Below are 13813 nucleotides of genomic sequence, written 5' to 3'. Positions count from 1 at the left end.
GTGCTGGCCGCGCGGCGCCCGATACTGGTCCGTCCGGCGTGCCGCAGCGGCGGAAACAACCCGTCCGGAGCAGGCGTCAGGAATCGTCAAACCTCTGCCGGTCGTTCACACTGTAGTGTGACGACCGTCACGAGAGGTGCACGACCATGACTCTAGGCGACAACGAGGTCACCCAGTCAGTCCAAGCGTCGACCGGCGACCGGCGGGTGCAGGTACGCCGGGCGGCCCTGGCCGGGTCGATCGGAACCACCATCGAGTGGTACGACTTCTTCCTCTACAACACCGCCGCGGCGTTGGTCTTTCCCCATCTGTTCTTCCCCGCGTCGTCGGCCTACGCCGGGGTGATGCAGTCGTTCGCGACCTACGCGGTCGGTTTCGCGGCCCGCCCGGTCGGCGCGGCGATCTTCGGCCATTGGGGCGACCGGCTCGGCCGCAAGGCGACGCTCATCGTGACGCTCCTGCTGATGGGCCTTTCCTCGGCTGTGGTCGGCCTGCTTCCCGGCGCGGCGACCATCGGCATCGCCGCCCCGTTGATCCTCGTCCTGCTGCGCCTGGTGCAGGGCATCGCGATCGGCGGCGAGTGGAGCGGTTCGGTGCTGCTGGCCATGGAATGGGGCGACCAGCGACGACGCGGCCTGCTGGCGAGTTTCGCGCAAGTCGGCGTCCCGGTCGGGCTCGTGCTGGGCACCGGCGGGATGACCCTGCTGTCGGCGACCCTTTCGCCGGAAGCCTTTTCCTCGTGGGGCTGGCGGATCCCGTTCCTGCTGAGCCTGGTGCTGGTGGCGATCGGACTGGTCATCCGGCTGCGGATTCTGGAAACGCCGATGTTCGCCGCGGCGGTCGCGGCCAAGCGCACGTCGAAAGCTCCGGTGAAGGACGTGGTCCGGCACCACTGGCGGGAAATCCTGCTGTCGGCCGGGTTGCGCTTCAGCGAGCAGATGCCGTTCTACTTGTTCACCAGCTACGTCCTCGTCTATGTCGTGCAGCGACCGGAATTCAGCAAAACGTTCGTGCTCAACGCGGTCCTGGTCGGGGCCGCGGCGGAATTGGTGCTGATCCCGCTGTTTTCCCAGTTCTCCGACCGGATCGGGCGCAAACAGGTGTACCTGACCGGCGCGGTGCTGACCGGAGTGATCGCGTTCCCGTACTTCACGGTCCTGACCCACAGCGGGCACGGGATGATCTTCCTCGCCATCATCGTGTCCCTGGTGGCGCATTCGATGCAGTACGGCCCGCAGGCGGCGCTGATCGGCGAGAGTTTCCCGACTCATCTGCGCTATGGCGGGGCGGGGCTGGGATACCAGCTGGCGTCGGTGTTCGCGGGCGGTCCCGCGCCGTTGCTGGCGGCCTGGTTGCTGCACACCACCGGCACGCCGTACTCGATCTCGATCTACATCGTCGCGTCCGTCGTGGTGACCGTGGCGTGCGTGATCGCGCTGCCTGATCGCTCAAAGGCCGACATCGACGATGTCGGCGTGTACGCGCGCTGACCAGAGCCGCGTAGTCCGGACGTCACCGGACTACGCGGTAACGGAGGTGGGTGACGCCGCGGCCTTCGAGCCGCCGCACGGGCTCGAGTTCGACGCGGCCGAGCCCGGTCGGTTCGAACAGCCGCCGTCCCGCACCCAGCAGCACCGGAATCAGGTGCAGTTCGATCTCGTCGAGCTGGTCCGCGGCCAACAGTGCCTGCGCCGCGCCCGCGCCGTGGACCAGCACGGCCCGCTCCCCCGCTTTGGCGCGGGCTTCGTCGGCGCACGCGTTGACGTCGGTGTAGAACTTCGCGCTGCCCGGCGGCACGTCGCCCGGGTCGACGTGGTGGGTGAGCACGTGGATCGGGACGCCGTCGTGGTGGTCGCCGTGCCACCGGTTGGCCAGCTCGAACGTGCGGCGTCCGGAGATCACCGCGCCGGTCGCGGAGGCCTCGGCGTACACCTGCCCGTTGATCCCCTCCTCCGCCCGGTCGTCGAGCCAGTCGAACAGCCGGAATCCGTCGCGGCCGAGCTCCTGGCCGGGCCGGTCGTCCGGACCGGCGATGTACCCGTCGACGGACACGGACATGTACAGCCGCACTGGGGTTCTGCTCATTTCCCGATCTCCTTTTCGAGGAAGTCGACGGCGGTCATGCCGTCGGCGTGGCCAGGGGGCCATTGGACGAGTTCGATCCGGCGGGCGGCCAGCGCGGCGAGCGTGTCGGCCATCGACTCGACCTGCACGACCAGGTGGCTCACGCCGGTGCCCGTCTCGTAACCGATGGCCGGGTAGAACGCCAGCGACCGATCGAGGTCGGTCACCCGCAGTCCGAGGTGCAATGTCCGCATTCCGGTGCCTCCGTCGCGCCTGGCCTTGCGGTGAGCCGCTTTCACCAGTGCGTCGAACGCGCGGTGCCGGATTCGACAACCCAGGGGCGAGATTCTTTTTCGGCGGCAGGCACACAGAAAAAGGGGCTGCCACCCCGAAAGTCGGAGTGGCAGCCCCTGTGCGTGACGTGATCAGCGCTGCGGCGGCGGTCCGCCCTGCGGTCCGCCGAACGGGCCTTGCTGCGGGAACGGTCCGCTGCCCGGTCCGGGGCCCTGCGGTCCGCCGAACTGCTGCGGCGGCGGGCCCTGGTACGGCCCGCCCGGCGGCGGCCCTGCCGGAGGCTGCGGCAACGACTGCTGCTGCTGAGCAGGCGACGGCGCACTCGGCTGCGGACGCTCCGGCGGTGCGGGCGGCTCTTCCTCCTGCACCGGCTCGGGCACCTCCCGCTTCGCCGGAGCCCCGCCGATCGCCCGGCGCTCCGTCGACGCGCCCAGCGGTCCGTCGACTTCCTTGCGCGCCACCGCTTCCGCGGCGGCGACCGCCTCGGCGACCTTCGGGTCGCTGCTGGTGTCGAACCAACCGGCGACCTCGTCGTCGTCGAGGTCCGGCTTGGCGGGCGTGTCGTCCTTGGGCGGTTCGTACCGGAACACGCCGTCGTCGCCCGGGGCGCCGAGTGCGCGGGCGAAGCCTTCGAGGGCCTTGCCGTAGTCGCTCGGGATCATCCAGACCTTGTTCGCGTCGCCCTGTGCCATCTGCGGCAGGGTCTGCAGGTACTGGTAGGCAAGGACTTCCGGCGTCGGGCGGCCGGCCTTGATCGCGGCGAACACCTTCTCGATCGCCTTCGCCTGGCCCTGTGCCTGGAGGTAGCGGGCGGCTCGTTCACCCTGCGCGCGCAGGATCCGCGACTGCCGTTCCGCCTCGGCGGCGAGGATCGCGGCCTGCTTCTGGCCTTCCGCGGCGAGGATCTGGCTCTGCTTCTGGCCTTCGGCCGTCTTGATCGACGATTCCCGCTGGCCTTCGGCGGTGAGGATCATCGCGCGCTTCTCCCGGTCGGCGCGCATCTGCTTCTCCATCGAGTCCTGGATGGAGGCGGGCGGCTCGATCGCCTTCAGCTCGACGCGGGCGACGCGGATGCCCCAGCGGCCGGTGGCCTCGTCGAGCACGCCGCGCAGCTGCGTGTTGATCGAGTCGCGGGAGGTCAGCGTCTCTTCCAGGCTCATGCCGCCGACCACGTTGCGGAGCGTGGTGGTGGTGAGCTGCTCGACGCCGATGATGTAGTTCGAGATCTCGTAGACGGCCGCGCGCGAGTCGGTGACCTGGAAGTACACGACGGTGTCGATGTTCACCGTCAGGTTGTCCTCGGTGATCACCGGCTGCGGCGGGAACGACACGACCTGCTCGCGCAGGTCGATCCGCGCGCGCACCTTGTCCAGGAACGGGACGAGGAAGGTCAGGCCGGGCGAAGCGACCGTGCGGAACCGGCCGAGCCGCTCGATCACCGCCGACTGGGCCTGTGGCACCACCATGATCGCCTTGACCACCGTGATGATGACGAACAGAGCCAGCAGTGCGACCACGACGATCGCTATTGTCGACAAGAGCGTTTCCCCTTACCTAGTACCGTTTTTCCTCGGACGGAACCTCACGAGACGATGTCCACCACGGCCGTGGCGCCGGAGATCTCGACGACCGTGACGCTGGTGCCCGGAGCGATCGGCGGCTGCGATTCGTGCACGGCGCGCGCCGACCACACCTCGCCGCCGATTTTCACCTGGCCGGCATCGTAGTCCACAGTGGACACCACGACGGCCCGGGCTCCGACCAGCGCGTCGATGCCGGTGGGGATGGCCGACCCGGCCAGGAAGCGGCGTTTGAGCGCCGGGCGGGCGAGCGCGAGCAGCCCGACCGAGCTGACCGCGAAGACGGCGACGTCGATGTAGATGTTGCCGGTCAGCGCCTCCGAGCCGGCTCCGAGCAGCGCGCCGACGCCGAGCATGATCAGCACGAAGTCCCCGGAGATCACCTCCGCGATCATCAGGACGATGCCGATGATCAGCCAGATCAGAGCCGCTGCCATGCCCTCATGCTCTCAGATCGCGTCGTTTCGCACCGGGCAAACTACTCGACGTGACCGACGCGTGACCTTGGATTTTTCCGACATACCGGACACTACGGAGCGTCGCCACCCGGTTCGGTCACGAAGTCGATGAGCCGTTCCACCGCGCCGATCAGCGGCGTTTCGAGATCGCGGAAGCTGCGCACCCCGGCGAGCACGCGCTGCCATCCCTCGTACGGTTCGCCCCAGCCGAGCGCGTCGCAGATGCCGGTCTTCCATTCGACGCCGCGCGGGATCTCCGGCCAGGCGCGGATGCCGACCGACGCGGGTTTCACCGCCTGCCAGACGTCGATGTACGGGTGGCCGGTGACCAGCACCTGCTCGTCGCGGATCTGCCCGACCAGCCGGGATTCCTTGCTGCCCGCGACGAGGTGGTCGACCAGCACGCCGAGCCTGCGGCCGGGTCCGGTGCCGAATTCGGCGATCCGGTCGGCGAGCACGTCGACGCCGTCGAGCGGTTCCACGACGACGCCTTCGACGCGCAGGTCGTGTCCCCAGACGCGTTCGACCAGTTCGGCGTCGTGCTTGCCCTCGACCCAGATCCGGGAGTCGCGCGCGACCCGGGCCTGCAGCCCCTGCACGCGGACCGAACCGGACGCGGACACCTGCCGCGCGGGGGCGGCGGTCTTCTTGACCGGCACGAGCGTGACCGGTTTGCCTTCGAGCAGGAACGCGGCGGGCGCGAGCGGGAACACCCGGTGGCGGCCCTTGGCGTCCTCGAGGACGACGTTGCCGTATTCGATCTTCACCACCGCGCCGCAGTACCCGCTGGCCGGGTCTTCGACCACGAGCCCTGGTTCGGCCGGGACCTCCGGCACTTTCCGCTTGCGGGGGCCGGACAGCACGTCGTGATAGCGCACGGTCGGGCACGTTATCGGCGCAGCGCCGGGGCGTCCCGCCGCCACGCCGGGGACGGGCGGCCGATGCGCCGGCTTGACGTGGAGCGCGCTCCAGCTCCTAGCGTCGGTGAGGTCAGCCGTCGAGGTGCCGCCCGGGTCCGCCGGGCAGGAGGAGCAACCGCATGATCACCCGAACCACGCTCGGCTCGTCCGGTCTTCGCGTCAGCGCGATGGGACTGGGGTGCATGGGGATGAGCGAGAGCTACGGCGCCTCCGACTGGGACGGCGGCCTCGCGACCATCGACCGGGCCCTGGAGCTGGGCGTCACGTTCCTGGACACCGCCGACGCCTACGGCGCCGGGCACAACGAGGTGCTGGTGGGCCGCGCCGTCCATGGCCGCCGCGACCAGGTGCAGCTGGCCACGAAGTTCGGCATCGACCGCAGCGCCGGCGACCGCGCGCGGCGCATCCGCGGCGCCCGGGACTTCGTGCTGCGCTCGTGCGACGCGTCGTTGCTGCGGCTGGGCGTCGACGTGATCGACCTGTACTACGCGCACCGCCCGCCCCAGGACGTGGAGATCGAGGAGACCGTCGGGGCGATGGCCGAGCTGGTCCAGGCGGGCAAGGTCCGGCATCTGGGCCTGTCCGAGATCGACGGCGAGCTGCTGCGCCGGGCGCACGCGGTGCATCCGATCGCCGCGGTGCAGAGCGAGTACTCGCTGTGGACGCGCGACGTCGAGGCGGTCACCCCGGTGATGGCCGAGCTGGGAGTCGGGCTGGTGCCGTACTCGCCGCTGGGGCGAGGGTTCCTGACCGGCGCCCTGGACCGCTCCGCGTTGGGCGAGAAGGACTTCCGGCGCACCAATCCCCGGTTCGCCGGCGAGGCGGGCGACGCCAACGAGAAGATCGCGCAGACGGTGCGCGAGGTGGCCGGCCGGCTGGGTGCCACGCCGGCTCAGGTGGCGCTGGCCTGGGTGTATGCCCAGGCCGAGCGGCTCGGGGTGGCGGTGGCGGCGATTCCGGGCACCCGCAGCCCGGCCCGGCTGGAGCAGAACGCGGCCGCGCTGGAGATCGTTCTGGACGCCGAGGCGCTGGCCGCGCTGGAGCCGCTGAGCGACCAGGTGCGGGGCGAGCGCTACACCCCCGCGCACACCGCCGAGGTCGCCCGGAGCTAGCGGTCTCGACTTGAGGGGAGGCTGCCGGTGAGGTCCGTGAGGGCCACCCTGAGGGAATCTGATTCCCTCAGGGTGGCCCTCACGGACGTTCCCCTTGCCTGGCGCATCTCGCGGGCACCTAGCCTCGCCGGCTGTGCGGGTTCCTGGCGTTGGTCCGGGGCCGGGTCAGTCAGCGAGCCATCCGCAGCACCGCGTCCGTGAACGGCGTCGGTCCGCCGCGGCGGAGCGGGCCCATCGCGACCAGCGGGGCGAGCGCGACGCACCAGGCGCGGACCCGGTCGCCGTCGAGGTGCGGGAGCTCGGCGATCCCGTCCTCGACGGCACCGCCGTGGGCCATCGGCAGGACTGCCCAGTCGACGGCGTCGAAGGCGGGATCGCCGACGCACGGGCGCGGGTCGATCGCGACCGCTCCGCGTTCCGGTCCGGCGTCCAGGACGTTGCCGGGGTGCAGGTCGCCGTGCACGAGGGCGATCGGGCCGCTGGCCGCCAGTCTCTCGGACCGGGCGAGGCCGGTGCGCAGCGCTTCCAGCGGCAGGTGCGCTTCGGCCGGGGACCCGGCGAGGCGTTGTTCGGCGAGGCCGAACATGAAGCGGACGCGTTCGAGCTGGGTCGGGAACGGCCCGGCGGCGGGGACGCCGTGCACGTCGGCGAGCAGTTCTCCGATCTGGTCCCACGGGACGTCGGCGCCGCGTCCGGTGAACGTGTCGCCGGGTTCGAGTCCTTCGAGCAGGACGGCGCCGTGGTCGAGGTCTGCGTCGAGGATCTGCACGACCCGCGACAGCCCGGCCCAGGAGCCCAGCGCGGTCGCCTCGGCGGTCGCGATCGCGCGGTCCGGGCAGAGTTTGAGCACCTTCAGCGCGCCCTCGCCGTCGCGGCAGAGCAGGGTGCGGCCGGTGTTGCCGGGCCGGGCCTCGGAGACGGTGAGGCCCCACTGGCGGCAGAGCCGCTCGACGAGCGTGGGCAGCGCGTCGCACCAGGCTTCGGCGACGGGGCCGAACCGGGTCACGAGGCGGGCGCGGGCGTCGGCGTCCATCAGGGCGGTGTCCATGGATTCCGCCATCAGAACAGCGGCCAGGGGATCGCGCGCCAGTCGTCGCCGGGCTCGGGGAACACCGCCTCGGCGAGCAGGTAGTCGGTGCGCTGCGAGAGCGCCCGGATCTCGAAGGCGGTCAGGTGTTCGCCGAGTTCCGCGCCGAGGCGGCCGTCGAGGTCCGCGCGGAGTTTCCGCAGTTTCTCGACGGCGTCCTCGGGCAGGTCCTCGCCGATCCAGCCCCACAGCACGGTGCGCAGCTTCGGGTCGGTGTGCAGGCAGATGCCGTGGTCCACGCCGTAGACGTGGCCGTCGGTGCCGGCCAGCAGGTGCCCGCCCTTGCGGTCGGTGTTGTTGACGACGATGTCGAGGACCGCGAGTTCGCGCAGGTCCGGGTGGTCGGCGTGGACGAGCACCGCCGGTTCGCCGAGCCGGTCGTGCGCGTGCAGCACGGTGCGCCAGCCTTCGGGGACCTCGTCGGGCGCGCAGACGTCGACCACTTCGGCGTCCTCGTCGGTCTCGACCCACAGCTGGACCATGCCGGGCCCGAACGGGCCGTCGCGCAGCACGGTCGGCGGGATCGCGCCGAGGCCGCAGGCGTCGGAGATCATCGCGGTCGCGACCTCGCGGCCGGCCAGCGTGCCGTCCGGGAAGTCCCAGAGCGGCCGCTCCCCCGACACCGGCTTGTACACGACGCGGCCGGTGACGCCGTCGAGTTCGATCGCGCAGAACAACGTCACGTTGGAGGCGTCGACGAGCCTGCCCTCGACGTCGATGCGCCCGCGGGAGACGAAATCGCGGGCGGCGGGGTCGGCAGGTCCTGGCGCGGTGCTCGCCACGGCCGCCCTCAGTCCTCGGTCACGTCGACGTCGCGCCGGTACCCGTTCTGCCGCGGGCAGATGTGCCCGGCCGGGTCGAGCGGTTCGCCGCACAGCGGGCACGGCTTGCGGCCGGCGTTCACGACGCGGTCGGCGCGTTCGGCGAAGGCGCGGGCGGCGACCGGGGTGAGGAACACGCGGACCGCGTCCGGGCCTTCCTCGGTGTCGTCGAGCACGACGGTCTCGTCGATCTCGCCCTCGGTGATCGCGAGCAGCTCCACGACGACCGCGCCGGAGTCGGCGTCCCAGCCGAGCCCCATCGTGCCGACCCGGAACTCCTCCTCGACGGGCACCGTGAGCGGGTCGGTGTCGACCTCGTCGTCGGGGGCGTGGCTGGGCACGTCGGCGCCGAACCGGCTGGCGACTTCCTCCAGGAGCGACCCGAGCCGCTCCGCGAGGACGACGACCTGCTGTTTTTCGATCGTGACGCTGATCGTCCGCACGTCCTCCGTCGCCTGGAGGTAGAAGGTGCGGTCGCCGGGCTCGCCGACCGTGCCGGCCACGAACCGGTCGGGCTTGCGGAAGACGTGGATTACGCGTGACATAGCGTCTTCGACCCTAGGCCACGGACGCATGATCGGCATCCGCCGCCCCGGGTTGAGGGACCTTCGCGCGCGTTTCCTGCGCGGTGCGTGCGGATCCGGACACGCAGCGGATCCTCGTTAGGCTTTCCGGGTGCCTCGCATCTCTCCTCATGGAACCTGGACCTCTCCCGTCACAGCGGCCGGCGCCGCGGCCGCAGGCGGCGGCGCGCAATGGCTCGCCGCGGTCGACGGCGCGCTCTGGTGGGCGGAGGCGCGGCCCGCCGAAGGCGGCCGGGTCGCGCTCGTGCGCGCGCTTCCCGGCGGCGGCGCCGAGGACGTGCTGCCCGCCCCGTGGAACGTCCGGAACCGGGTGCACGAGTACGGCGGGCGGCCGTGGCTCGCGGTCGGCGGCGTCGTGGTGTTCACGCACTGGGCCGATCAGCGGGTGTACGCGCTCAAGGACGGCGACGTCGCCCCGCTGACGCCGGAACCGGCCGCGCCGCAGGGTGTCCGGTACGGCGACCTCCGGCCCGGCCGCGAGGGCGAGGTGTGGGCGGTCCGCGAGCGCAGCACCGGGCCGCGGCGCACGGACATCTCCCGCGAGCTGGTCGCGATCCCGCTGAACGGCTCCGCCGAACGGGTGCTCGCGGAGGGGCACCGGTTCTTCACCGCGCCGCAGCTGTCGCCGGACGGCGGGCACGCCGCGTGGCTCGCGTGGGACCACCCGGCGATGCCGTGGGACGGGACCGAGCTGTTCGTCGCGCCGGTGGCCGCGGACGGGTCGTTCGGGGACGCGCGCGTGCTGGCGGGCGGGCCGGAGGTCGCGGTGTGCCAGGTGGCGTGGGAGTCCGCGGACCAGCTGCTCGTGCTCGCCGACCCGGACGGCTGGTGGAACCTGCACCGGGTCGGGCTCGACGGTTCGGTGGCGAACCTGGCGCCCGCGGAACGCGAACTGGGCGGGCCGATGTGGAAGCTCGGCACCAGCTGGTTCGCCCCGCTGGGCGGCGGGAAGCACGCGGTCCTCGATTCCGGCAAGCTCGCGATTCTGGACGAGAGCGACGGTTCGGTGACGCGCGTCGACACCGAGCTGACCGTGTGGTCGTCGAGCGGGCTGGCCGCGACGCCGGACGGGATCGCCGGGATCGCGGGCGGGCCCCGGCACGAGAGCGCGGTCGTGGTGCTGGACCCGGACACCGGGAAGTGGCGGGCCCTCACGCCGCAGCCCGCGTCGCTGCCGCCCGCGGAGTACCTGCCGGTGCCGCAGGAGCGCGTGTTCACCGGACCGGACGGCGCGGAGATCCCGGCGTACGTGTTCCCGCCGACGAACCCGGACTTCGCCGCGCCGGAAGGCGAACTGCCGCCGTACGTGGTGCATGTGCACGGCGGGCCGACCGGGCACAGCGACGAATCGCTGGACCTGGACTTCGCGTACTTCACCAGCCGCGGCATCGGCGTGGTCGCGGTGAACTACGGCGGCTCCACCGGATACGGGCGGGCGTTCCGCGAGCGGCTGCGGGAGCAGTGGGGCGTGGTGGACGTGCGCGACTGCGCGGCAGTCGCCGAAGCGCTGGTCGCGGAAGGGATCGCCGACCGGGCCCGGCTGGGCATCCGGGGCGGCAGCGCGGGCGGGTTCACCTCGGCCGCGTCGATCACGATGACCCGCACCTACGCGGCGGCGACGGTGAAGTTCCCGATCCTCGACTTCACCGGATGGACCGGCGAGGGCGGGGAAACGCACGACTTCGAATCGCAGTACCTGGTGAGCATGGTCGGCCCGTATCCGGAGGCCGCCGACCGGTACCGGGAGCGCTCGCCGATGACGCACGTGGGCGCGCTGGCCGGGCCGGTGCTGTTCCTGCAGGGCCTGGAGGACCAGATCTGCCCGCCGGAGCAGGCGGACCGGTTCGTCTCCGAGATCGACGGCAGCGGGATCCCGCACGCGTACCTGCGGTTCGAGGGCGAGCAGCACGGGTTCCGGAAGGCGGAGACGATCGTCGCCGCGCTGGAGGCCGAACTTTCCTTCTACGGCCAGGTGTTCGGCTTCGAGACGCCGGACGTGCCGCGGCTGGAGCTGTCCCGATGAGGCCCGCGAGACTTTCCGCTGGGGACACGGTCGCGCTCGTCGCGCCGTCCGGGCCGGTGCCGCAGGATCTGCTGGACGCCGCGTTGCCGGTGCTGGGCAGCTGGGGCGTGAAGGTGCGGGTCGGGGCCGGGGTGCGGGCTTCGGGCGGGTCGTATCTGTCCGCGCCGGACCAGGCTCGGGCGGCGGAGTTCGCCGAGGCGTGGCTGGACCCGGAGGTCCGGTGCGTGCTGGCGGCGCGCGGCGGGTACGGGACGCAGCGGATGATCGATCTGGTGGACTGGGCGGCGCTGCGGGCCGCCGGTCCGAAGGTGCTGGCCGGGTCGAGCGACGTGACCGCGCTGCACCGGGCCGTGCACACGCATCTGGGCCTCGCGTCGCTGCTTTCGCCGATGCCCGCGAGCGTGCTGTTCGACGAGCCCGCGGCGGAACACTTGCGGCGGACGTTGTTCGAGCCGGACCACGCGCGGGTGCTGCGGGCGCGGGAGCCGGACGTCGTCGTGCCGGGTCGTGCGCTGGGCGTGCTGGTGGGCGGGAACCTGTCGCTGCTCGCGTCCGGGATCGGCACGGCCGAGCAGGGGTCCGCGCGCGGCGGGATCGTGCTGCTGGAGGACGTGACCGAGAGCCCGTACCGGATCGACCGGATGGTGACGCAGCTGCTGCGCTCGGGCTGGTTCGACGGCGTGCGCGGGATCGTGCTGGGCTCGTGGGCCGCGTGCGGCGACCCGGCGGAGGTCCGCGAACTGCTGGCGGAACGGTTGTCGCCGCTCGGGGTCCCGGTGCTGAGCGGGTTCGGCTTCGGGCACGTGGCGGGGTCGCCGACGGTGCCGCTCGGCGTTTCGGCCTCGCTCGACACCGAACTGGGCACGCTGACCCTCGACTCCCCCGCGCTGGACTGAGCATGCGACTGTCCACTGTGGAAACCCGGGCCCGGTTCGCCGCGGCGCGGGTGGCCCGGCTGGCCACAGTGGACGGTCGCGGGGTCCCGCATCTGGTGCCGGTGACGTTCGCGGTGCACGAGGACACGGTGGTGTTCGCGGTCGACCACAAGCCGAAGACCACGACGTCGTTGCGGCGGCTGGCGAATATCGCGGAGAACCCGGCGGTGTCGTTCCTGGTCGACGAGTACGACGAGGACTGGTCGCGCTTGTGGTGGGCGCGCGCGGACGGGGTGGCGCGGGTGGTCGCGGATGCTTCGCGGGACTCGTATGTCGAATGGCTGGCCGCGAAGTATCCGCAGTACGCGGAACGGCCGCCGGAGCATGCGGTGGTGGTGACCGAGGTGCGGACCTGGCGGGGCTGGGCGGGGTCGTAACGCTGGACCGGAGTCCGGCGATCTTTCTCCCGAATGGGGAGGATCATGCGTATTTCTGTCGCGGTGACCGGTCTTGTCCTGCTGGTCGCTGGCTGTGCCGCGGAAACCCCGGCAATGGCTCCGGCACCGATTACGGGCCCGTCGTCCAGTTCGGCGACCAGTTCTGCGCCGGCGTCCGCTTCGGCTTCGGCTGCTCCGGTCGCGAAAGACCTCACGAAGTATCTGCCGAGCGACGAGCAATTGTCCGCGGCCCGGGTCCGCATCCAGCAGCACCGGACGCGCGTCTCCCCCGGCACTTCGCTGCGCATCGTGCGGGCGTGCGGCGCGGACCAGCCGTGGGATTCCGCCGCGCAGAACGGGGTGCAGGCGGTGTCCGTGACCGACCAGATGCAGATCGACGAACTGCTCGCGGAGTACCGGGGTTTCTCCGGCGAGCAGGTCGTTTCCGGTCTCCGTACCGCGCTGGACTGCGGGAGCGCGGTGGTCGAAGGACGGCGGCTGGCGGTGAAGTCGCGGTTTTCGGTCGCTGGGGTCGCGGACCCGCACTTCGGTTTCTGCGGTCAGTTGAACGCGCGGGTGGCCGGGTGCGTCCTGGTGTTCGCGCACGGCAACCGCGTGCTCGCGCTCACCGCCGCTGGCTGGCTCGCGAGCGCCGAGGAACAGCAAGCCGAACTGAAGCGGCTGGCTCCGACCTTCACCGCCGCGTTCGACCAGGATTGACGTGCGAAGACTCATCACGCTGCTGGGGCTCGTCCTGCTCGCCGGAGGCTGCGCGAGCACCCCTCCCCCCGCGTCGTCTTCCGCGGACGAGCTCACCCGATACCTGCCGGACGAGAAGCAGTTGAGCGAGGCGGGGGCCACGCAGAAGCAGGCTCCGTCTTCCTTTGCCGTCAAGTGGATCACGCCGCTGCACGTCGTGGCGGCGTGCGAGGGCAAGCAGCCGTGGGAGTCCGCCTTGCGCAGCAACGTGCAGGCGACTGCCAGCGCCGGGGAGCTGGATGTCTGGCAGCTGGCGGCGCAGTACGAGGGATATTCCGGCGAGCAGATGGTCACTGTCCTCGAGGAGTCGCTGAGCTGCAGCAAGTACCCCGATGAGGCCACGCGGTTCTCCGTTTCCGGTCTCGCCGACCGGCACCTGGCGTTCTGCCGCCGGTTCCGGGAGCCGAGGCTGACCAGTTGCGTGCTGGTGCTCGGCCGCGGAGACCGGCTGCTCGCCGTCCGGACCGGCAGCAGCAGCGTCGAAGCGCCAGTGCTGCAGGCCAAGCTGAAGCAACTGGCCCCGATGTTCGCCGCGGCGTTCGACCGGGACTGACGATGGCGAAACGGCGCTACGTGGCGCGGGGCGTGCCCGGCGGGTACCAGGTCTGGGACAACCGGGCCCGCCGCTGGTGGGGCGAGGCGTTCCAGCGGTGCCCGGACGATCTGGTGGCCGCGCTCAACCGCCATGCGGACCACGCGACCGTCACCGCGCTGGTCAACCGGTACCGGACGCTCAAGCGCTGACCGGTGCTCGCTGGGTCGTCACGCGGAGCCGGGAGCTGGCGATCTTTCTCCCGAA

16 protein-coding genes are annotated in these 13813 nt (G+C 71.5%); 8 read left to right on the top strand and 8 right to left on the bottom strand.

Annotation, left to right across the window (positions count from 1 at the left end):
* Positions 1-146 precede the first annotated feature (146 nt).
* Positions 147-1490 carry an MFS transporter gene (locus tag FKO37_RS25780; protein WP_037806000.1) on the top strand — a complete coding sequence of 448 codons (1344 nt, stop codon included), beginning with the start codon at positions 147-149 and terminating at the stop codon, positions 1488-1490.
* Positions 1491-1512: 22 nt separating this feature from the next.
* On the opposite strand, the gene FKO37_RS25775 is transcribed toward FKO37_RS25780, so the two are convergent.
* The 5 genes from FKO37_RS25775 to FKO37_RS25755 all read right to left on the bottom strand — a co-directional run bounded on the left by FKO37_RS25775 (position 1513) and on the right by FKO37_RS25755 (position 5274).
* Positions 1513-2085, bottom strand: coding sequence for a dihydrofolate reductase family protein (locus FKO37_RS25775; RefSeq protein WP_238606059.1), 573 nt, complete (start codon positions 2083-2085; stop codon positions 1513-1515).
* Positions 2082-2318: a VOC family protein gene (locus tag FKO37_RS25770; RefSeq protein WP_238606058.1), complete on the bottom strand. Its 237-nt coding sequence runs from the start codon at positions 2316-2318 to the stop codon at positions 2082-2084. Before FKO37_RS25770 ends, FKO37_RS25775 begins: the two co-directional genes overlap by 4 nt.
* Positions 2319-2489: 171 nt before the next feature.
* Positions 2490-3896 (bottom strand): SPFH domain-containing protein, encoded by a 1407-nt coding sequence (locus FKO37_RS25765; RefSeq protein ID WP_374204400.1) that lies wholly within the window; start codon positions 3894-3896, stop codon positions 2490-2492.
* A gap of 44 nt (positions 3897-3940) precedes the next feature.
* Positions 3941-4375, bottom strand: coding sequence for an NfeD family protein (locus FKO37_RS25760; RefSeq protein WP_037805993.1), 435 nt, complete (start codon positions 4373-4375; stop codon positions 3941-3943).
* 92 nt (positions 4376-4467) lie between these two features.
* Positions 4468-5274: a DUF3097 domain-containing protein gene (locus FKO37_RS25755; protein ID WP_134732237.1), complete on the bottom strand. Its 807-nt coding sequence runs from the start codon at positions 5272-5274 to the stop codon at positions 4468-4470.
* Between the two features lie 161 nt (positions 5275-5435).
* On the opposite strand from FKO37_RS25755, the gene FKO37_RS25750 reads away from it, so the two are divergent.
* Positions 5436-6428, top strand: a complete 993-nt coding sequence (locus FKO37_RS25750) for an aldo/keto reductase (protein ID WP_238606057.1) — start codon at positions 5436-5438, stop codon at positions 6426-6428.
* Between the two features lie 169 nt (positions 6429-6597).
* On the opposite strand, the gene FKO37_RS25745 is transcribed toward FKO37_RS25750, so the two are convergent.
* The 3 genes from FKO37_RS25745 to FKO37_RS25735 are packed head-to-tail and all read right to left on the bottom strand — an operon-like array spanning position 6598 to position 8881.
* Positions 6598-7476, bottom strand: coding sequence for a phosphotransferase (locus tag FKO37_RS25745; protein ID WP_238606056.1), 879 nt, complete (start codon positions 7474-7476; stop codon positions 6598-6600).
* Positions 7477-7487: 11 nt separating this feature from the next.
* Complete coding sequence (locus tag FKO37_RS25740) at positions 7488-8297, bottom strand: SCO1664 family protein (RefSeq protein WP_037805987.1); 810 nt, start codon at positions 8295-8297, stop codon at positions 7488-7490.
* Positions 8298-8305: 8 nt separating this feature from the next.
* On the bottom strand, positions 8306-8881 hold the full coding sequence (locus FKO37_RS25735; protein ID WP_037805986.1) for a DUF3090 domain-containing protein: 576 nt from the start codon (positions 8879-8881) through the stop codon (positions 8306-8308).
* A gap of 130 nt (positions 8882-9011) precedes the next feature.
* On the opposite strand from FKO37_RS25735, the gene FKO37_RS25730 reads away from it, so the two are divergent.
* From FKO37_RS25730 to FKO37_RS25705, 6 genes are read left to right on the top strand one after another with little or no spacing between them, the layout of a single operon-like run.
* Positions 9012-10943 (top strand): prolyl oligopeptidase family serine peptidase, encoded by a 1932-nt coding sequence (locus FKO37_RS25730; protein ID WP_238606055.1) that lies wholly within the window; start codon positions 9012-9014, stop codon positions 10941-10943.
* Positions 10940-11839, top strand: a complete 900-nt coding sequence (locus tag FKO37_RS25725) for an LD-carboxypeptidase (RefSeq protein WP_134661478.1) — start codon at positions 10940-10942, stop codon at positions 11837-11839. Before FKO37_RS25730 ends, FKO37_RS25725 begins: the two co-directional genes overlap by 4 nt.
* A 2-nt stretch (positions 11840-11841) precedes the next feature.
* Positions 11842-12255, top strand: coding sequence for a TIGR03668 family PPOX class F420-dependent oxidoreductase (locus FKO37_RS25720; RefSeq protein ID WP_238606054.1), 414 nt, complete (start codon positions 11842-11844; stop codon positions 12253-12255).
* A 45-nt stretch (positions 12256-12300) separates the two neighbouring features.
* Positions 12301-12975, top strand: coding sequence for a hypothetical protein (locus FKO37_RS25715; protein ID WP_238606053.1), 675 nt, complete (start codon positions 12301-12303; stop codon positions 12973-12975).
* A 1-nt stretch (position 12976) separates the two neighbouring features.
* Positions 12977-13567, top strand: coding sequence for a hypothetical protein (locus FKO37_RS25710; protein ID WP_238606052.1), 591 nt, complete (start codon positions 12977-12979; stop codon positions 13565-13567).
* 2 nt (positions 13568-13569) lie between these two features.
* Positions 13570-13758, top strand: coding sequence for a hypothetical protein (locus FKO37_RS25705; protein WP_238606051.1), 189 nt, complete (start codon positions 13570-13572; stop codon positions 13756-13758).
* Positions 13759-13813: the final 55 nt, after the last annotated feature.

Source organism: Amycolatopsis sp. Poz14, assembly GCF_006704225.1.
In the GTDB taxonomy this organism is placed as follows: Bacteria; Actinomycetota; Actinomycetes; order Mycobacteriales; family Pseudonocardiaceae; genus Amycolatopsis; species Amycolatopsis nivea.
This window is presented reverse-complemented; position numbering and strand designations above follow the sequence as displayed.

What these genes read in the sequence shown, in the direction of transcription:
- FKO37_RS25780 (WP_037806000.1), top strand. Translation starts at nt 147, where the DNA reads ATGACTCTAGGCGACAACGAGGTCACCCAGTCAGTCCAAGCGTCGACC.
- FKO37_RS25775 (WP_238606059.1), bottom strand. Translation starts at nt 2,085, where the DNA reads ATGAGCAGAACCCCAGTGCGGCTGTACATGTCCGTGTCCGTCGACGGG.
- FKO37_RS25770 (WP_238606058.1), bottom strand. Translation starts at nt 2,318, where the DNA reads ATGCGGACATTGCACCTCGGACTGCGGGTGACCGACCTCGATCGGTCG.
- FKO37_RS25760 (WP_037805993.1), bottom strand. Translation starts at nt 4,375, where the DNA reads ATGGCAGCGGCTCTGATCTGGCTGATCATCGGCATCGTCCTGATGATC.
- FKO37_RS25750 (WP_238606057.1), top strand. Translation starts at nt 5,436, where the DNA reads ATGATCACCCGAACCACGCTCGGCTCGTCCGGTCTTCGCGTCAGCGCG.
- FKO37_RS25745 (WP_238606056.1), bottom strand. Translation starts at nt 7,476, where the DNA reads ATGGACACCGCCCTGATGGACGCCGACGCCCGCGCCCGCCTCGTGACC.
- FKO37_RS25735 (WP_037805986.1), bottom strand. Translation starts at nt 8,881, where the DNA reads ATGTCACGCGTAATCCACGTCTTCCGCAAGCCCGACCGGTTCGTGGCC.
- FKO37_RS25725 (WP_134661478.1), top strand. Translation starts at nt 10,940, where the DNA reads ATGAGGCCCGCGAGACTTTCCGCTGGGGACACGGTCGCGCTCGTCGCG.
- FKO37_RS25720 (WP_238606054.1), top strand. Translation starts at nt 11,842, where the DNA reads ATGCGACTGTCCACTGTGGAAACCCGGGCCCGGTTCGCCGCGGCGCGG.
- FKO37_RS25715 (WP_238606053.1), top strand. Translation starts at nt 12,301, where the DNA reads ATGCGTATTTCTGTCGCGGTGACCGGTCTTGTCCTGCTGGTCGCTGGC.
- FKO37_RS25705 (WP_238606051.1), top strand. Translation starts at nt 13,570, where the DNA reads ATGGCGAAACGGCGCTACGTGGCGCGGGGCGTGCCCGGCGGGTACCAG.